The 18,681-nt window shown below is 69.0% G+C and carries 13 protein-coding genes and 2 tRNA genes; 9 read left to right on the top strand and 6 right to left on the bottom strand.

Going from position 1 to position 18,681, the window contains the following annotated elements:
• The gene (locus tag BJ960_RS10205) at nucleotides 1-1,215 is read right to left on the bottom strand and encodes a phosphotransferase (protein WP_185987212.1); all 1,215 of its coding nucleotides are present in this window, start codon (nucleotides 1,213-1,215) and stop codon (nucleotides 1-3) included.
• Between the two features lie 113 nt (nucleotides 1,216-1,328).
• Here BJ960_RS10205 and nudC point away from each other — a divergent pair, with 113 nt between their 5' ends.
• Nucleotides 1,329-2,216: an NAD(+) diphosphatase gene (gene nudC, locus BJ960_RS10200; protein WP_185987211.1), complete on the top strand. Its 888-nt coding sequence runs from the start codon at nucleotides 1,329-1,331 to the stop codon at nucleotides 2,214-2,216.
• On the top strand, nucleotides 2,213-3,892 hold the full coding sequence (locus BJ960_RS10195) for an ATP-dependent helicase (protein ID WP_185987210.1): 1,680 nt from the start codon (nucleotides 2,213-2,215) through the stop codon (nucleotides 3,890-3,892). Before nudC ends, BJ960_RS10195 begins: the two co-directional genes overlap by 4 nt.
• Here the strand turns inward: BJ960_RS10195 and BJ960_RS10190 are convergent.
• Both BJ960_RS10190 and BJ960_RS10185 read right to left on the bottom strand, forming a co-directional pair.
• Complete coding sequence (locus tag BJ960_RS10190; protein WP_185987209.1) at nucleotides 3,789-4,991, bottom strand: hypothetical protein; 1,203 nt, start codon at nucleotides 4,989-4,991, stop codon at nucleotides 3,789-3,791. The two genes, BJ960_RS10195 and BJ960_RS10190, sit on opposite strands and share 104 nt — an antisense overlap.
• Nucleotides 4,992-5,140: 149 nt before the next feature.
• Nucleotides 5,141-6,547, bottom strand: a complete 1,407-nt coding sequence (locus tag BJ960_RS10185) for a zinc-dependent metalloprotease (RefSeq protein WP_307814609.1) — start codon at nucleotides 6,545-6,547, stop codon at nucleotides 5,141-5,143.
• A 155-nt stretch (nucleotides 6,548-6,702) separates the two neighbouring features.
• Between BJ960_RS10185 and BJ960_RS10180 the strand changes: the two genes are divergently transcribed.
• Nucleotides 6,703-9,795 (top strand): UPF0182 family membrane protein, encoded by a 3,093-nt coding sequence (locus BJ960_RS10180; RefSeq protein WP_185987208.1) that lies wholly within the window; start codon nucleotides 6,703-6,705, stop codon nucleotides 9,793-9,795.
• Nucleotides 9,796-10,303: 508 nt separating this feature from the next.
• Here the strand turns inward: BJ960_RS10180 and BJ960_RS10175 are convergent.
• Nucleotides 10,304-11,821, bottom strand: a complete 1,518-nt coding sequence (locus BJ960_RS10175) for a peptide MFS transporter (RefSeq protein ID WP_185987207.1) — start codon at nucleotides 11,819-11,821, stop codon at nucleotides 10,304-10,306.
• Between the two features lie 299 nt (nucleotides 11,822-12,120).
• Between BJ960_RS10175 and BJ960_RS10170 the strand changes: the two genes are divergently transcribed.
• The 4 genes from BJ960_RS10170 (at nucleotide 12,121) to BJ960_RS10155 (ending at nucleotide 16,056) form a co-directional block, all read left to right on the top strand.
• Nucleotides 12,121-12,897: a FadR/GntR family transcriptional regulator gene (locus BJ960_RS10170; RefSeq protein ID WP_185987206.1), complete on the top strand. Its 777-nt coding sequence runs from the start codon at nucleotides 12,121-12,123 to the stop codon at nucleotides 12,895-12,897.
• Nucleotides 12,894-14,444 (top strand): gamma-glutamyltransferase family protein, encoded by a 1,551-nt coding sequence (locus tag BJ960_RS10165; RefSeq protein ID WP_185987205.1) that lies wholly within the window; start codon nucleotides 12,894-12,896, stop codon nucleotides 14,442-14,444. The genes BJ960_RS10170 and BJ960_RS10165 overlap by 4 nt, the downstream gene beginning before the upstream one ends.
• Nucleotides 14,445-14,516: 72 nt before the next feature.
• A complete protein-coding gene (locus BJ960_RS10160; RefSeq protein WP_185987204.1) occupies nucleotides 14,517-15,308 on the top strand; it encodes a sulfite exporter TauE/SafE family protein in 792 nt (263 codons plus the stop codon).
• A gap of 91 nt (nucleotides 15,309-15,399) precedes the next feature.
• A complete protein-coding gene (locus BJ960_RS10155) occupies nucleotides 15,400-16,056 on the top strand; it encodes a DUF5701 family protein (protein ID WP_307814610.1) in 657 nt (218 codons plus the stop codon).
• Nucleotides 16,057-16,126: 70 nt separating this feature from the next.
• On the opposite strand, the gene BJ960_RS10150 is transcribed toward BJ960_RS10155, so the two are convergent.
• Nucleotides 16,127-16,203, bottom strand: a tRNA-Met gene (locus BJ960_RS10150).
• Between the two features lie 262 nt (nucleotides 16,204-16,465).
• A tRNA-Met gene (locus tag BJ960_RS10145) sits at nucleotides 16,466-16,539 on the bottom strand.
• Nucleotides 16,540-16,677: 138 nt separating this feature from the next.
• On the opposite strand from BJ960_RS10145, the gene BJ960_RS10140 reads away from it, so the two are divergent.
• Nucleotides 16,678-16,959: a hypothetical protein gene (locus BJ960_RS10140; protein ID WP_185987203.1), complete on the top strand. Its 282-nt coding sequence runs from the start codon at nucleotides 16,678-16,680 to the stop codon at nucleotides 16,957-16,959.
• Nucleotides 16,960-16,974: 15 nt separating this feature from the next.
• Nucleotides 16,975-18,585 carry a hypothetical protein gene (locus BJ960_RS10135; RefSeq protein ID WP_185987202.1) on the top strand — a complete coding sequence of 537 codons (1,611 nt, stop codon included), beginning with the start codon at nucleotides 16,975-16,977 and terminating at the stop codon, nucleotides 18,583-18,585.
• The last annotated feature ends 96 nt before the right edge of the window (nucleotides 18,586-18,681 follow it).

The raw sequence follows: 18,681 nt of genomic DNA, 5'->3' as shown, positions 1-18,681 counted from the left end.
TCAGTCGCGGCGCGGCTCCGGCAGGTCGTCGTCGTTGATCGGCTCGGTGAGGAGATCGTCGACGGGCTCGGTGAGCTGCAGGTCAGCGTCATCCTCGCTCGCACCCACGCCGTCGGCTCCGGCGGGGGTGTCCGCAGCATCCTCGGCTGGGAGCGGGTCGATGAAATCGGTGTCGAAGCCGAACATTCGATCCTCATCGAGCGCCTCGAAGGCCGCGGTCTCCGAGAGCCGATCCGAGACGGCGGGCGTCTGCTCGAGAAGCTCGATCGCGGCGGCCTCGTCGAGCGGATCGCGGCCGGGCACCGCGGCCGTGAGAATGCTGAGCCGGTCGACGAGCCTGTCGAGCATGCCGACCGCGTCGTCAATGATCTCCGAGTCGTGCACGTCGATGCCGTGCAGCAGCCACTTCGCGATTTCCAGCTCGTGGTAGAGCGTCGCTCGGCTGCGCAGCGCCGCCGAGTCTCCCACGCCCGAGAGCTTCGCGTAGCTCGAGAGCACGGCGTCGAAGACGCCGTCGCCCGCCTCGTACAGCCAAGCGACGTCGCTCGCCGGGTCGCCGACCGAGAGCCCCGACCAGTCGAGCACGCCGACAACGCGGTCGTTGTCGACGAGCAGCGTGTCGGCCGTGAGCGTGCCGTGCACCATCCTGGGCTCGAAGTCCCAGAGCTCGGCCGCTTCGAGCACCTCGGTCCACCGGGCGTGAACGGTCTGCGGCAGGTAGCGAGTCGCCTGCGCGCGATCCACCATCCGCGTGACGAGCAGCCGCTGGTCGCGCGTCGTGCGTTCGACGAGACCACCCTGCTGCGCGACGCTGCGGGGGAGCGCATGGATCGCGGCGATCGTCTCCGCGATCGAGTCGATGAGGATCGCGTCGGAGCTGAGATCCCCGACATCGAATCGCGACCCCGGCAGGTACGTTGTTGCGACGGCTCGCGTGTCACCTGCGCGGGTCATTCCGAGGGGGCGGGGCGCGTCGAATGGCAGCTCTGCGCGGGCCCCCTCCGTCAGCGCGGCGAGGCCGAGCAGCGACGCGGACTGGGCGGTTTCGGCCTGTTGTGTCCGCGGCACGCTGACGATGACCTCGTCGTCTGGGGTCGTGAGCACGGCCGCGGCGTACTCTTCGCCGGCGCCGTGGTGTGGTCGGACAGCGACCGCCACGAGACCGGGCACCGCCGAGGTCGCGAGCGCTGCGAGGGTGAGGGGAAGGGTGGCCATGTCATTTAGCGTATGCATCACTCGGGCATCGGGCGGTGCGCCACGCGCACCGTGCTGCAGTCTCTAAGGATTCGCCGCGCGGCGAGCGGCGGGAAGTCTGAGAAGATCGTTGTATGAGTGTGGAACGAGTGCCGCTGGCTGGAGGAATCATCGACCGGGACGCGCCAACGCGTGGGTCGGTCGAGGCGCTCGCGGCCGCGTGGGCCGCGCCCGGCGCGCTCGTGCTGCGCATCGCCGGGCCCAACGTGCCCGTGCGTGCGGCCGACCGGAGCCTCGCCCTCGTGCCGGCCGCCGAGGTGGCCGTCCCCGAAGATGAGCGCATCTATCTCGGGCGACGCGACGGCACGCCGGTCTTTGCCGTCGCCACCGAGGAATCGGCGAGCGAGCCTGGCGTCGCGTGGCAGCACCCCTTCCACGCCGTGATGAAGCTTGACCACGCCGAGCGCGAGCTCGTGACGATGGCGCTCGCGGTGATCCGCTGGCACGAGGCGGCAGGGTTTTCACCGCGGGACGGCGAACCGACCGAGATCGCGGACGGCGGATGGTCGCGGCGCACCTCGAGCGGGGGCGAACTGTTTCCCCGCACGGATCCGGCGGTCATCGTCCTCATTACCCACGAGGACCGCGTGCTGCTCGGATCGAACGTGCTCTGGGAGACGGGCCGCTTCTCGCTGCTCGCGGGGTTTGTTGAGGCGGGCGAGACGCTCGAGAACGCCGTGGCGCGCGAGGTTTTCGAGGAGGCCGGGGTGCGGGTCGGCGATGTGCGGTACATCGCATCGCAGCCGTGGCCGTTCCCGCGCTCGCTGATGCTCGGTTTCCATGCGCACCTTGCGCCCGGGCAGGACCCGGCCGCGCTCGTCGCGGACCCGACCGAGATCTCGGAGCTGCGCTGGTTCACGCGCGAGGAAATTCGCTCGCCGCAGGCCGGCCTGCTGCTTCCCGGGTCGCTGTCGATCGCGGGCTGGATGCTCGACACCTGGGCGCAGGACGGGGCTCTGTGACGAGCGAAGCGGCAAGCATCCTCGAGGCCCTCGACCCTGATCAGCGGCAGATCGCCCAGGCGCTTCGGGGCCCCGTCGCGGTGCTCGCTGGCGCCGGCACCGGCAAGACGCGCGCGATCACGCACCGCATCGCCTATGGCGTGCGGACCGGGGTGTACGATCCGCAGCGTGTGCTCGCCGTGACGTTCACCCGGAAGGCGGCGGGTGAGCTGCAGGGGCGCCTGCGGGAACTCGGCGCTGACGGGGTCCGCGCGCGGACGTTCCACGGTGCCGCGCTGGCCCAGCTCAGCCACTTCTGGCCCCAGTTTGTCGGGGGAGACGCGCCCCAGATCCTTCCGGGGAAGGTCGCCGCGATCTCGCAGACCGTCGAGTCGATGGGGCTGCGGCTCGGCGGCGAAACGCTGCGCGACATCGCCGCCGAGATCGAGTGGCGGAAGGTGTCGCTCCTGAGCATGGACGCCTACGCCCAACAGCTCCCGAATCGGCCCGCACTCGCGGGGGTCGAGAGCGAGAAGCTGCTCGACATCCACGAGGGCTACACGAAGCTCCTCGAGGAGCGCCGCCAGATCGATTTCGAAGACGTGCTCGTGCTGCTGTCGGGCATGCTTGAGGTCGAGCCGCGCGCCGCGCTGCAGGTGCGCGAACAGTACCGGTTTTTCACCGTCGACGAGTTCCAAGACGTCTCGCCCCTCCAGCATCACGTGCTTCGCCTCTGGCTGGGCGCCCGCGACGACCTGTGCGTCGTTGGCGACGCGAGCCAGACCATCTACTCGTTCGCCGGGGCGTCGAGTTCGTTCCTGCTCCGATTCGGAGCCGAGTACCCGAACGCCCGCGAATTCAAGCTCGAGCGAAACTACCGCTCCACGCCGCCCATCGTCGTCGGCGCGAACCGACTGATGCGGGACAAGCCCGGCGCGCTGCAGCTCAGCCCCATGCGCCCGGCCGACGACGCGGTCCCACAGTTCTCGTGGTTCCAGACCGAGCAGGATGAGGCGCGCGCGGTCGCTCAAGCGATCGCGCAGGCCCGGCGCGGGGGCACGCCAGCCTCTGACATCGCGGTGCTCTATCGAACGAACGCGCAGTCCGCGCGGATCGAGGAGGCGCTCGCGAGCGAGGGCATTCCCATCCGCGTGCATGGCGCCCAGCGGTTCTACGACCGTGCCGACGTGCGGCGCGCGATCCTGCTCATCCGCGGCCAGGCGAAGGCCGGCGACGACCGCCCGCTGTTCCAGATCGTGAGCGACATGCTCCGGGAGGTGGGCTGGACTGCCAAGCCTCCCGAGGGGTCCGCTGAACGGGAACGCTGGGAAGCGCTGAACTCCATCCTGTCGCTGGCCGACGACATGCCCGCGGGCACCACGATCGTGCGCTTCAGCGAAGAGCTTCTCGCCCGGCAGCGGTCGCAGCACGAACCGAAGATGGAAGCCGTGACCCTCAGCGCGGTGCACGCGGCGAAAGGCCTGGAGTGGCCGCTCGTGCACGTCGTTGGCCTTAGCGAGGGGATCTTCCCGATCTCGCACGCCCAGACCGAGCAGGCGATCGAGGAGGAGCGCCGGCTCGCCTATGTCGCGTTCACCCGCGCGCGCGACGTGCTGTTGCTGTCGGGCTTCGCGAGCGCGGCTCGTGTCGCACGCCAGCCGTCACGGTTTGTGGCGGAGGCCGGGGTGGGCCGCTGATCGCGCACCCGCAGTCGGGGTGCGTGTGGATCCGACGCAGGCGCGGGAACGCGCAAATCGTGCCGCGTGCGACGGGCAGTTCGAGCTGACGGGTGTGCACCCAGGCCTCGCCGCGCCGCCAAGCGTGGACGAACTGCAGTGCGGCGGCTGCGACGATCTGCGCGACCTCGCCCGTCTCGCTGCCCGGCCGGACGTCGGTGAGCTGCGCGGCGATGGCTGGCAGCGCAGGGTCCGCGTCGGTGAGATGGAGCACCTCGCACCCGTGACACGGTGAGCCGTCGGCCGAGACCAGCGGCCCGACCCGTGCCGCAGCGTCGCTGAACCGGACGACGAGCTGCGGCACCCCCGCGCTCAGCCAGCGCGCCGTTCGGCCCAGCGGCTCGAGGAACCGGAGCACCTGAATGGCGAGGTCGGGCGGCTTCTTGTCGCGGCGCAACACGCACGCGGAGCTCCGCGCCAGCGCCTCCCGCAGGCCGGGCACACCAACACCGTCGTCGAACACGCGAGTGCTTGGCGCGGGCCGCAGCGAGACGTCGTCGGTGGGCGGGCAGCCGTCGGTGGGCGGGCAGCCGTCGTCGGGCGGGAGACCGGTGGCTGGCGAGACACCATCGGCGGCCGGGAGGCGGTCGGCGGCCGGGACGTCGGCGGGCGGGACGTCGCCGGGCGGCAGCACCTCGGTGGGCGCGCCGCCGCCGGGGGAGGCCGTGCGAGTGCCCCGGCCCGCCTGCCGGCCGAGGGCGTCGGCCGCCCGGTGCAGCGCGGCCGAGGCTGGGTTGCGTGGGGCGGCCTGCAGCACAGCCGCAGGAACGTCTTGGGTTCCGAGCGTCTCCCGCGCGGTGACCGTTCCGGCTGGCACTGAGCGGCGAACCAAGACCGGGCCGAGCTCACCGACTGCATGCTCAACGGCGGCGGGCCCGCTCATCGCGAGCTCGGTGTCGCTTGCACCGCGAATGAGGCGCGCGACCACCGTCTGCGTGGCAGGCGCCGCCGCCGCGAGCGTTGCTATGGCACGGTCGAATCCGACGCGGAGCGTGGTCGGGTCCTGCCACACGACGGGGAGGTCTGGATTGATCTGGGTGAGCGAGAGATACGGGGTCATGCCCAGTAGTCTGGGCCGCGCCGCGGGGCTCGGGCCCGCTTTCCACAGGGCCGCGAGCTCTGCGCGAGAACTCGTGGCCCTGTGGGCAACGTTGGGAGGCGCCCGGCCACGCTCGGCAGAGAACGTGCGCCAGGGCGGCGCCGAGGTAACTAGGTCGCGGGGGAGTCGCCGCTCGAATCGCCCGTTGAGTCGGGGCCGTCCGCGGAGTTCTCGCCGCTCAGCAGCTTACGGAGCTCGTCGTCGAACGGATCGCTCTCCGGGGTGCCGTCGCCGAGCAGGCCGATGCGGGTGAGGAGCAGATCCGGCGCATCGATTTCCTCGGCCGTCGGCATGATGTCGGGGTGCGACCACAGGCCGTCACGCGTCGCGATGCCGCCGCGGTCGACAACGGCACGCCACATTGCGGCGGCCTCGCGCAGCCGTCGGGGACGGAGTTCGAGGCCGGCGAGGGCGGCGAAGGCGCGCTCACCCGGGCCACCGGTCGCGCGTCGGCGGCGCACCATCTCGGCGATCGCGCCCGCGCCGGGGAGCCGGCTCGTTGCGTCCTCGGTGACAATGTCGACCCAGCCCTCGATGAGGGCGAGCATCGTCTCGAGCCGCTCGTGTGCCGCCTCCTGCGAGGGGGTCTTCGGTGGGAAGAGCGCGCCGCTGGCGAGGATCTCCTGAATCTGGTCCGGCTGCGACGGATCGAGATCGCGCGAGAACTCCTCGATGCGGTCGGTGTCGATGTGGATCCCGCGCGCGTAGTCCGTGATCGCGGTGAGCAGGTGGAGCCGGAGCCACTTCGTGTGTCGGAACAGGCGGGCGTGCGCGAGCTCGCGCACCGCGAGATACAGGGTGACCGCTTCGAGATCCTGATCGAGGCCCTCGGCGAACTTCGCGATACCGCTCGGCAGGAGCGCACCGCCCTCGTACCCGGCGCCCTCAAACAGCGGGATGCCGATGTCGCCGGCGGAGACGACCTCGCCAGACAACTGGCCAACGATTGAGCCAAGCTGCACCGCGAAGAGCGCGCCGCCGACGCTGCGGAGCATCGGGCTGGCCTGCTGCAACGCGGCCGCCATCTCCTCCGGCATCTGCGTGCTCATCGAGTTCATGAGCGCCTGCGAGACCGACTCGGCGACGGGCTCAGCGAGGCTGATCCACGTGTCGATAGACCGCTGGACCCATTCGATGCGATTGACCGTGCGGGGTGAATCGGACACGGGGCCGAGCTCCGTCGCCTCATCGAGCCACAGCGACGCGAGCGGGAACGCGCGGTTCGCCGGGCCAGCGTCAGCCCCGGCATCGCCGCCGGCGGCGTCGAGCGCGGTTCGGCGGGCGACGGACCAATCGATCTTGTCGCTCGGGTTCGACATCGCGCCGCGTAGCGTGGAGAACAGCGCGCCGAGCACCGCAGGATCGGCGGAGATGCCCGCTGCTTTTGCGAGCACGGTCGGGTCGAGCTCCGCGTCTTGCTGACCGCTCAACATGTTCTGCAGCAGACGCTGCAATTCTTCAAAGTTGGGGCCCGACGACTCGTCCGGCCCGCCTGGCTGCATATCGTCGTTGTTCACGGCGTTCTCCTCATGCCTCGTACACTGCTAACGCTACGGCACGCACGGTGAGACGGCGCCGAGAGTGAGGCGATTTCATTGCGCCGACTGCGAACAGGTGTCGCGGTGTTTCGACTCGCACAGGAATTTCAGCGGCTAAACGCTACGCTTGTAGGGTGACCGAACAGACTACTTCTGCCCCCCGATCGCGCCGTCTTTCCCCGCTCGCAATCACGATCATTCTCGTGGTCGCGTTGATCATCGCGTTCCTCGCGGTCTCGTCAGTGATGACCGAGATCCTATGGTTCAACCAGCTCGGGTATCTGCCCGTGTTTGCGACGCAGTGGATCGCGGCAGGCGCCATGTTCATCGTCGGCTTCCTTGCGATGTCGATCCCGGTGTTCCTCGCCATTGACATTGCGTACCGGAAGCGCCCGGTGTATGCCCGGCTGACCGCGCAACTTGACCGCTACCAGGAGGTGATCGAACCCCTGCGGCGCCTCGTGAAGTGGCTCTTGCCCGCGATGCTCGGCATCTTTGCCGGCATCGCCGCCGCCTCGAGCTGGCGAACCGTGCTGCTCTGGTGGAACTCGGAGCCCTCCGGCGAGAAGGACGCGCAGTTCGGCTTCGACATCTCCTTCTTCCTCTTCGACCTCCCACTTTGGCAGTCGGTGACCTCGTTCGCCTCGGCGGTCGTGCTCATCTCGCTGCTCGTCGGTGCGGCCACGAGCTACCTGTACGGTGGCATCTCGTTCAACGAGCGTGAGCTCCGCGTCTCGAAGTCGACCCGTATTCAGACCGCGATCCTCGCGACCCTGTACCTCGTCATCCAGGCGGTGAGCCTCTGGCTCGATCAGTACGCCACGGTCACGAGCACTGAGGGGTACGCGACGGGTGCGATGTACTCGAGCGTCCACGCGACGATCCCCGGCAAGCAGATCCTCGCCGGCATCGCTGCGATCGTCGCCGTGCTGTTCATCGTGACCGCGGTCACCGGCAAGTGGCGGATCCCCGTCATTGGCACCGCCCTGCTCATCGTCTCGAGCCTCGTGCTCGGCGTCGGCTACCCGTGGGCAATCCAGCAGTTCCGCGTCGTCCCCGACGAGCAGAGCATGGAGTCCGAGTACATCGGTCGAAACATCGATGCGACGCGAAAGGCCTACGGTCTCGACGAGGTGAAGGTCGAGCGCTACGACGCCGTCACTGATGCCGAGCCGGGCGCGCTGCGCAACGACGCGGTCGCGACCTCGAACATCCGCATCATGGACCCCGAGGTCATCTCGCGAACCTTCGCGCAGCTCGAGCAGTCGAAGCAGTACTACAAGTTCCCGAAGTCGCTGAACGTCGATCGCTACGAGCTCGACGGGCAGGTCGAAGACACCGTCTCGGCCATCCGTGACATCGACATCTCGGGACAGACCAGCTGGTACAACCGCACGCTCGTGTTCACGCACGGCTATGGCCTGGTCGCCGCGTACGGCAACCAGCGTTCGCCCGGTGGCGAGCCCGTCTTCCTCGAGAGCGGCATCCCCACGAGCGGCCGCCTGGGCGAGTTCGAGCCCCGCGTCTACTTCGGCATGGATTCGCCCGAGTACTCGATCGTCGGCGGCGAACGCGACAAGGCCATCGAGCTCGACTTCCCGTCGGACATCGAGAGCACGCCGGAGGCCCCGGCCGCCGAGGCTGAGGGGGCGACCCCGGCCGAGGAGAACGCTGACGCCGAGACCACCGCAGACGCCACCGCGGGTGACGAGGCGGCGACCGAGGAAGCCCCGGCAACGGAGGCTCCCGCCGAGGAAGACGTGCCGGCCGACGCCGGTGACGCAGCCGAGGGCGACGTCGAGGCCGCAGCTGGCGGCCGCGCAAACCTCACCACCTTTAAGGGCGAGGGCGGGCCGACGCTGAGCAACATCTTCTCGAAGATCATGTTCGCGCTGAAGTTCCAGGACGTCGAGATTCTGCTGTCTGGCGCCGTGGTTGACGGCTCGCAGATCCTGTTCGACCGTAACCCGGTTGAGCGCGTCCAGAAGGTCGCGCCGTACCTCACGATCGATGCGGCACCATACGCGTCGGTGGTGGACGGCAAGCTCAAGTGGATCATCGACGGTTACACGACCTCCGCGCAGTACCCGTACTCCGAGGTCACCGACATGAACGCGCTGACCGTTGACGCGGACAACCAGCGCGCGAGCATGCTCGCCAAGCCGGTGAACTACATTCGCAACTCGGTGAAGGCCACTGTCGACGCCTACGACGGCAGTGTTGACCTGTACGCGTGGGACAGCGAGGACCCGCTCCTCAAGTCGTGGAGCAAGATCTTCCCGGGCACGCTGAAGAGCGTCGACGACATGAGCGGCGAACTGCTCAGCCACGTGCGCTACCCGACTGACATGTTCAAGGTGCAGCGCGAGGTGCTGAGCAAGTACCACGTGACCGACGCCGGGGCGTTCTACTCGGCCGAGGACGCGTGGCGTACGCCTGACGATCCGGTAGCGAGCGCGAACGAGAACGAGCGCAACCCTGCGCAGCCGCCGTACTACCTCACGCTCTCCGCGGGCAAGGGTGCGGATCCCACGTACTCGATCTACTCGACGTACATTCCTGACGCGCGAGGCGAGACCGCCCGAGACATCCTCACGGGGTACCTCGCGGCGAACTCGAACGCGGGCTCCGAGGCCGGCAAGGTATCGGAAGACTACGGCACGCTCAAGCTGCTCACGCTCCCCAAGAGCAACACCATCCCGGCTCCGGGTCAGGTGCAGAACAGCTTCAACACCGATCCGAAGGTGTCGACCGAGCTGAACCTGCTGCGCCAGGGCGGCACGCGCGTGATCAGCGGTAACCTCCTGACCCTCCCGGTCGGTGGTGGTCTGCTCTACGTGCAGCCCGTCTACCTCGAGGCGTCGACTGGAACGAAGTTCCCGCTGCTGCAGAAGGTGCTCGTCTCGTTCGGTGACGACATCGCGTTCGAGGACACCCTCGACAAGGCACTTGACGAGCTGTTCGGCGGCAACTCGGGCGCGAACGCCGGCGACGGCGATAGCGATGTTCCCGCTGATCCGGATCCCGGCACTGACGGCGAGACCGCCGAGCCAGGCGACGGCTCCGGTTCGCAGGCCTCGCCGGCGCTGAAGCAGGCGCTGCAGGACATGAAGAAGGCCATCGATGACCGCACCGCGGCCATGAAGGATGGCGATCTGAAGAAGTTCGCAGAGGCCGACGAGCGACTCGAGGACGCGCTGACGCGGGCCCTGGAGGCCGGTAACTAGCACGGCTCAGCACGCAACGGGTGTGGCCCGGAGGGATATTGGTCCTCCCTCCGGGCCACACCCGTTTTTCGTGCCTCCCGGTCTCTCCCGACCCGCCGAAGAGTAGGTTTCTCGCCAGCGAGGCTTTTACCTCCCGTCGGTAAGCGGCTGCCGTGCAAGAAAAGGGCTCTCTCGCGGGTGAGAGGGAGGCTCTCCTGGAGAGAGGGAGGCGCTCCTAGAGAGGAGGAGGCGCTCGTTGGGAGGGGGGAGGCTCACTCGGGGAGGGGAGCGGGTCACCCAGCATTGGCCGGGTCGGACCACCGAGCGGACCTCGCGGCTGCGGGTCCGGACGCAACAGGGCGGGGGTGCACCACCTCGAAAGGTGGCGCACCCCGCCCAGCAGACGCCCGTGGTGCGACTAGCCCACGGACAGCGCTTCGCCAGCCCACGGACAGCGCACGACTAGCCCACGGCCAGCCCAAGGCCAGCCCAAGGCCAGCCCACGGTCAGCCCACGGTCGGCATCCCAGCTAGCGGCTCGACATCGCCCGGTCGACGAGCTTGTACGCGACACCGAGTGCGACGATGAGCGCAAGCGAGACGACTGCGACGGTGCCAAAGTACTGCGCCTCCGCGCCCTCCCGGTACGACTGGGAGATCCACCCGGCGAAGGTCGAGCCGCCCGCCATGGTGAGGAAGTACAGTGCGGTCATCTGCGACGTCGCGGCCTTCGGCGCGAGCTCGGCCGTGAATGACAGCGCGGACGGCGCGAAGAGGGACTCGCCGAACGCGAAGAACACCATCACGAGCAGCGCGACGAGCAGCGGCATGGTGACGCCCGCTGCGAGGCCGAACGGCACGATGATCGCCGCGCCGGCGGACATCGCGATGACGCCGACGACGAGCTTCGTGACGGGCTGCATGCGCGAGGCACGGCTGCGGGTCCAGAGGACAGCGAGCAGCGCGGTGATGGCCGCGACGGCGAGGCTCTCGAGGGTCACGATGAGCGAGGGCGGCATGGTGAGCGAGCCGACGGTGAGGTGAATCTTCGTGTCCGCGAACACGGCGAAGGCGGTGAAGAGCTGGAACAGGAGCGTCCAGAACACCAGGCTCATGAGGAACACCGGGATGTAGCGTACGACAGCGCGTCGCTCTTGCCTGGTCACCTTGCGGTTCGTGAGCAGCATCGTGAACAGGCCGAGCGTCGCGACGAGCACGACGAGCGCGACGACGTTGCTGATGTTGTCGGGCCGCACCAGGCCGAACGCGACCGCGAGGGTGATTGCGACGATCAGGATCGCGGTGATCCAGATCCAGCGTGCTCGTTCGGCGGCGGGGAGGGGGTTCGGAACGACCCCGGTGCTTGCGGGCAGGCGGCGCATGCCGAACACGTACTGGCCGAGGCCGAGGGCCATGCCGGCTGCGGCGGCGCCGAAGGCGACGTGGAAGCCCCAGGACTGGTTGAGCCATCCGGTGACGAGCGGCCCGGCGAACGCGCCGATGGTGATGCCCATGTAGTAGATCGAGTAGCCGGCGTCGCGTCGGGGCCCGCCGTTCGGGTAGAGCTCGCCGACCATCATGGTCGTGTTCACTTTCAGGCCGCCGGTGCCGATCACGATGAGCGCGAGGCCGACGATGAGCCCGATGAGGCCGGGGACGACGGCGAGCATGATGTGGCCAGCGAGGATTGCGGAGCCGCCCACGAGGACGACGTACTTGGGTGCCAGCACGCGGTCGGCGACCCAGGCGCCGACGATCTGCGCGATGTAGACGAGGCCGCCGTAGGCGCCAGCGATCCCGAGCGCGACAGGCTGGGGGAGGCCGAGCCCGCCCTCGCCGAGCGAGTAGTAGAGGTAGTAGGCGAGCAGGACCTGCAGGCCGTAGAAGCTGAAGCGCTCCCACATCTCGACGCCGGAGAGCGTGAGTAGGCCGCTCGGTTTCGCGTCGTCGACCACGATGCCGAGGGCTGTCGTCACACCGGTTCCGGGGTGCGTGGTGTGCTCCGGCGCGCCGGGCGAGGCGGCGGTGGAGGGGCGGGATTTCGTCATTGATTCTCCATGAGGGCATACGGGCAGAGGCCTCGCCTGGGTCGCGCTTGTGGTGCGGAGATCCGGCTCTGCGGGTATCGATTGATGTGGCGTTCGGTGTATGGTTAATGAACTGTTGGTCTGACCAACTTCTCGAACGAGACGCAAATATACCCTGCCGCGAACCGCTCCGTCAATTACGCCGGAGCGCCGCGGCATCGCGGTAGTTTCGAGGGGGCCGGAAACCACACAGGCCTCTGAAACGACCCCGAACATCACAGCAGCGCACCACCTGACGGACGCGCACGAAAGGAGTGGCGATGGATTGGACATCCATGAAGCCCGCGACGACGCTGTCGCTGCCGGACCGCCTCTCGGTTGACCTCGAACGACTGATCCTCGACGGCGAGCTCGCGCCAGGGGACCGGCTGCCGCCCGAGCGGGCGCTCGCGGAGCACCTCGGGGTGTCGCGCGTCTCGATCCGCGAAGCGCTGCGCGAGCTCGAGAACCGCGGACTCATCGACCGCAAGCCGGGCCGCGGCACCGTCGTGCTCAGCCCCGGGGAGCGCTCGGGCATCGCTGACCGGATCGGCGAAGCCGTGAACGCTGCGTCCGCCGAGATTCGCGACATCATGGAGCTCCGCGCGATCGTGGAGCCACCGATCGCTCGCATCACGGCCGGGCGGGCTCGCCCGCGCGACATTGCGCAGCTCCGGGAGCTTGTCGAAGCGATGGAAAGCGAGTCGGCGAAGGACAGGTACGCGGAGCTCGACCGCGCCTTCCACCAGTCGATCGCGCAGTACACGCACAACCCGCTGCTCGAGCTCATCAACGAGCAGATCGCGCAGCAGATCGCGCCGAGCCGCGGCAGCCGGTATCAGACACGCGCACGGCGCCAGGTGTCGAGCGCCGCGCACCGACGCATCTTCGAAGCGATCGCGGCAGGTGACGGCGATCTCGCCGAAGCCGAGGCGCGGGCGCACGTGCTCGATATCGCCGATCAGATCGCGCTCGCCGATCACGGCGACGCTGGCGCAGACAGCCCTCACCCAGACACCCATCCCCACGGCACCCACGACCAGGAGGCACGCGCATGACCGCCGCACAGCTCGGGGCAATCTCGACGTCACACCACCTCGCGACCGAGGCCGGAGCGGCGGTGTTGCGCGCGGGTGGCAACGCGATCGACGCGGCGATCACCGCCGCCGCGACGCTCTGCGTCGTCTACCCGAACAACGTCGCGCTCGGCGGCGACCTCGTCGCCATCGTGCGCAGCCCGGACGGTGAGATCCGGTTCCTGAACGCCACCGGAACTGCGCCGTCCGGTCAGACGCTCGACGCGCTGAGAGAGGTGCACGGCGATGCGATCCCGCTGCGCGGCGTCGACACCATCACCGTTCCCGGTGGCATTCGCGGCTGGGAGGCGCTGCATGAGCTCGGCGCGACCCGCGCCTGGGCCGAGCATCTCGCCCCTGCGATCGGTTTCGCGCGCGACGGCTTCCCGAACTCGCGCTCCGTCGCCCGGGAGCTGCGCGCCGCACAGCCGGAGTTCTCGAAAGACCCCGGGGCGCGCGCAGTCTTCTACCCCGACGGCACGCCGCTCGCCGAGGGGGAGACCCTCGTGCAGTCGGCCCTCGCTGCCTCGCTCGAGCAGCTTGCGAACGAGGGGCCAGACGCGTTCTACACGGGCGAGCTCGCCCGCACCTGGATCGCCGGTCTCGCGCGGCGTGGCTCGAAGATCACGCTCGCAGACACCGCGGCCTACCGCCCGTTCTGGGACACCCCGATCGAGACCGAGTTCCGCGGGATGCGGGTGCTCACCGGCCCGCCGAACACGTCGGGTTTCATGTTCCTCCGCGCGCTCAACGCGATCACGGACGGCATCGACGACCCGCTCGGCGCCGGCGCCGGCGAACTCGCCCGCGCGTTCTACGCGAGTAACCTCGTGCGCACCCAGCTGCTGTCCGACCCGACCTTCGACGGCGCGACCGGCGCGGAACTCGTGTCCGCGACGGCGCCTGACCGTCCGATCCGTGGCGACGCGAAGGCAAGCGGCGACACCGTCGGCTTCTCCGCGGTGAGCGCCGACGGGTGGGCGGTGTCCTTCATCAACTCGGTGTACTGGGACTTTGGCTCCTACATTCTCGAACCCGACAGCGGCATCATCTTCCAGAACCGTGGCACCTCGTTCTCGCTCGATCCTGAGTCGCCGAACGCGTTCGCGCCGGGCAAGCGCCCGCGCCACACGCTCATGCCCGTGATGGTGCTCGACGGCGACGACCTTCGCTACGTGCCCGCGACCATGGGTGGCGCCGCGCAGCCGCAGGTCCACACGCACCTGCTGCAGCGGATGCTCGCGGGGGAGGACCCCGCGAGCGCGACCCATGCGCCCCGCTGGATGGTGGAGGAGATCACCGATGACACGCAGGTGAGCGTCGTCGTCGAGGCCGACGTGCCAGACGTGGCCAAGGAGGCGATCGAGGCCGCCGGGTTCGCGCTCGTCACCGTGCCGTCGCGCGACGAGTCGCTCGGCCACTCCAACGTCGTGCGCATCGACCGGGGTGCCTCGGGCGAGACCACATACACGGCCGCGAGCGACCCACGCTCGGACGGCTCCGCAATCGTCGTGCTGGGCGCCGGGTAGGCCGATCCGGATCCGAGGATCCCGCCCCGGCCCCGCGCCAGCCGCGCTTGACTTACGCATTGAAAGGTTCCGATGACTTCGACCGACTTTGACACACCCCGCCCCTCGATCGTGCTGCTCGCCGTCTTCGGCGCGATCACCGGCATCCTCTCCGGCCTGTTCGGGATCGGCGGCGGCGTCGTGCTCGTGCCGCTCCTCACGATCTTCCTCGGATACCAGCAGCGGCTCGCGGCAGGAACGTCGGTGGCAGCGATCCTCCCGGCGGCCGTCGTCGGCGGAATCGGGTACGCGGTGCAGGGCAACGTCGACTGGATCGCCGCGATCCTGCTCGCCGTCGGAATCGTCGTCGGCGCGCAGATCGGCAGCTACCTCCTCGCGAAGGTGCCCACCGGTTTCCTGCGGTGGCTCTTCATGGTGTTCCTGCTCGCCGTCGTGGTGAGCCTGTGGTTCGTGGTGCCGCAGCGCGAGGCTGAGATCGACATCTCCGTGCTCGTCGGCGCCGGGCTCGTGGGGCTGGGCCTCGTGACGGGCGTACTGTCGGGGCTCCTCGGCGTCGGCGGCGGCGTGATCGTCGTGCCCGCGCTCATGTTCTTCTTCGGTTCGAACGACCTCGTCGCGAAGGGCACCTCGCTCTTCATGCTCATTCCCGGGTCAATCTCGGGCACCATCGGCAACTTCAAGCGCAACAATGTCGACCTGCGCAGCGCCCTGGTGCTCGGCATCGCCGCGAGCGTGCTGTCGCCGCTCGGATCGGTGTTCGCCACGAAGATCACGCCGTTCGCGTCGAACGTCGCGTTCTCGCTGCTGCTCGCCTTTGTGCTCGGGCAGATGCTCTACAAGACCCTTCGCGCCGGGAAGAAGTAGGGACAGCGCCACGAGCGCCGCATCGCTGGGGAACGGGCGCAGGGAATAGAGCGAGGGCATGGGGCGTTTCGCCCCGTGCCCTCGTTTCCGTGTGAAAGGCGACAGTATTCCCCAGCTTCTTGATGCCCAGCTCCCCTCGATCACCGCGCAGCTCGACAGGCTCGTCGAACTCGGCGTGCACGACCTCGCTGATCTTTCAGCGTCCGACTTCCGCGCGCTGGCAGGCGACCTACCGACGGCGCCTGGCACCCTGCTCGTTGTCGCTCCCGCCCTCGTTCCCGTGTCACGGCTCGCGCCGCTGCTACGCCGCGACGGCACGCCAGGCTTTGTCGTCGAAGATATGACCGACCTCGACGCCTTCGAACCGATCCCCGAGGCGGGCATCCCAGCGTCCGCGCTCTACACCATCACCGGGCTCGAGCGGGGCGACGAGTACGCGAACTGGAGCCCGAACGAGGCCCTTCCCGAACTCGTGCGGCGCGGCAGGCGGCCGCTGACGGTGGGCGAGGGGGTGTCCTGGCTGCTGCAACGGCCTGACATGCTCGAGCCCAACGCCTGCTTCATGACGATCGGGTCGCGAAAGCGCCGGGGCGCGGGCCTCGACGCGCGCACGCCGGCGATCTGGATCAGCGGCGGCACCGGCCGCGATGGGCGCGAACGGCGCGGCGCCCCCAAAGTGGGATGGTGCTGGGCGGGGAACCGCCACACCTGGCTGGGCATCGCCTCGTCGGACCCCGGCGGGCGGTAGCGCGCGCCGGCCGTCAACGTCAGAACCCCCTGATCACGGATCAGGGGGTTCTGTGCCGCAGTGCGACTCTTGGTTGCGGGGGCAGGATTTGAACCTACGACCTCCGGGTTATGAGCCCGGCGAGCTACCGAACTGCTCCACCCCGCGGCACGTCAACAACCTTATCGGGTGAGGGGCTGAGTTCTCGAACCGGGCCGCGCCGTGGGCGTGTTGCGTCGCCCACAGGGGAGCGGTGTGGCACCGTTTTTGCCGCGGGGGGATCGGAGCGCGTGGACCCGCCGACCGTGCGTGCGGTCGCGGTCGCACGGTGGCGCCGCCAGACGTGTCTGAGCAGCTGCTGCCGTGCGCGGCAGGCAAAGCGAAAGGCCCCTGACTGGAATAAATTCCTAGTCAGGGGCCTTTCTCACGGTTGCGGGGGCAGGATTTGAACCTACGACCTCCGGGTTATGAGCCCGGCGAGCTACCGAACTGCTCCACCCCGCGGCACAAGACATTACTCTACCAGTCATTCGCCGTTCATGCGAATCGAGGCCGCGCGGGGCCTGTGGAGAGCGGTTCGCCAAGACTCTCGGACGGAGCCAACCTGGACGCTCCACAGTTCACGAGCGAAAGGGTCTCCGCATGCACACACCGAACCACCGAACGCATTCTCCGGGGCGCGGGGTGTACGCCGCGCTCCTCGCGGTCCCGCTCCTGCTGCTCGGGATCGCGCCGAGTGCGCAGGCCGCAAGTTTTGACGGCATGCTGTCGTACGCGGGGTATCACGTGGGCGCGTTCAAGACCGCGGATGGGTCCCGGGCGTACTGCCTCGAGCCCGGCGTCGACGCTCCGGCGAGCGCCCAACTGCGGCCGACTCGCGTCTCGGCGCTGCCGGGGTACACCGTCGAGGTGAATGACGGGTGAGGCTGGCGCGGTACGGTGACCACCGGAGCCGCGACCGAGGAGCAGATGCGGCAGATGAACTGGATTCTCGCCGAGCACGGGGACACCGGCGACGCCGATCTGGCCGTCGCCGTGCAGGTCGCGCTTTGGGAGATTCGGCGCGAGCCAGGCAACGCGGCCTGGATCGACGGCAAATACGAGCTCTTTCGCGCGAACGGTGGGCGCGCGAACGTTGAGGCTGGTACGCGCCTCGCTGCCGAGGCGCGGACTGCTGCGCTCGCTCCCGGCAACGCGACCCCGGGCGGGGGACTCGAGGTGCACACCGACGACGGCGACGTCGCGGGCACCGTGCGATACCCGGCAGGGACGACGGCGCTGAGCATCACGGGTGGTGTGTTCGACAGCGGGTCATCCAGTGTGAGCGTCGCTGACGGCGCCGCGGGCACGCTCCACTGGACGGCTACGCCGCACGAGCCGAACTGGGACCGCACCACCGAGGTGAGCGTCACCGGTTCCTGGTCGGTCGCGGAGAAGTACTGGCCGGCGGAGCTGATCCTGCACCCCTCGACGCGTGATACCGAGCAGCGCATTGGCGCGGGCGTGAAACCCGTCGTAGGGACGAACAGCGGCGCGTTCGCCGCGAAGCTGGCCTCGTTCTCCCACGACTTCGTGCCCGCCCTCGCGACGCAGGTCCCGGCTGCGATCGTGCAGCGAGCCGACCCCGTCTTCCGGGACGTCGTGACGGTGAGCGCCGGGCCCGCGGGGTGGCCGTCGCGGGGAGTTGCCGACTTCATGCCCGTCGTCGCTGAGGGCACACTCTACGGGCCATTCGAGGCGCCGCAGACAGAACAGGATGCAGCGCCGGACGGCGCGCCGGTCGCCGGCACGGCAGAGCTAGCGGTGGACGCGGGGCCGGGGGACTACGCGGTCGAGCTTGCCGTGCCAGACGCCGCCCCGGGCTACTACTACTGGGTGTGGGCGATTCGCGAGGCCGGGCAGACGCAGGCCGTGCGCGACTCGGGATTGCTCGCACCGGGCGCCGAGTACGCGGACCGATTCGGGGTGATCACAGAGCGGCAGATCGTGCCAAGCGAGCTGCGACTCGACACCGCCCTCGTGACGAATCGGCTCGAGCCGGGCGCTCGCACCCTCGTTGACACCGTCCGTGCGACCGCGGCGCCCGGGGCCTGGCTCCGGGACTCCGACAACCAGCGAATCCCGGTCGTCGTGCGACTCACCTATTTCCAGTCCGACGAGCGCCCGACCCGGCAGCCGGAGGTTCCGGACGGCGCGACCGAGCTCGGAACCGCCACGCTGTCGCTCGCGGAGCCCGACGTCTGGGTCGACGCCGCGCCATTCGATATCCCCGAGGGCACCCGCGGGTGGGTCACCGTACAGGCGTGCGTTACAGCGGAGGACCAGTCCGAAGCCGGCGCCGAGAGGTTCGTGCCATGGTGCGATGACTACGGGGTGCCAGCCGAGACCGCCGAACTGGTGGAGCCCGCCGCCGAGGTCGCGCCCACCGCCGACATCGCTGCAACCGGGGCTGCGACGGCGCCACGCCCGATGCTCTTCGCCGCAGGACTGCTGGGGGCGGGCGGGCTGCTCGGCGGGATCGTCGCCCTCCGCAGAACGCACGGATCGTAGGCTCCTCGTGCGCACAATCTCGCGATCTGCAGTCATTCTGGAGCCTATCCAAATCAAATTCATAGGATTAGACGGAATGCTGGAGTCATCGAGAGA

This window comes from Leucobacter aridicollis (assembly GCF_013409595.1).
In the GTDB taxonomy this organism is placed as follows: Bacteria; Actinomycetota; Actinomycetes; order Actinomycetales; family Microbacteriaceae; genus Leucobacter; species Leucobacter aridicollis.
This window is presented reverse-complemented; position numbering and strand designations above follow the sequence as displayed.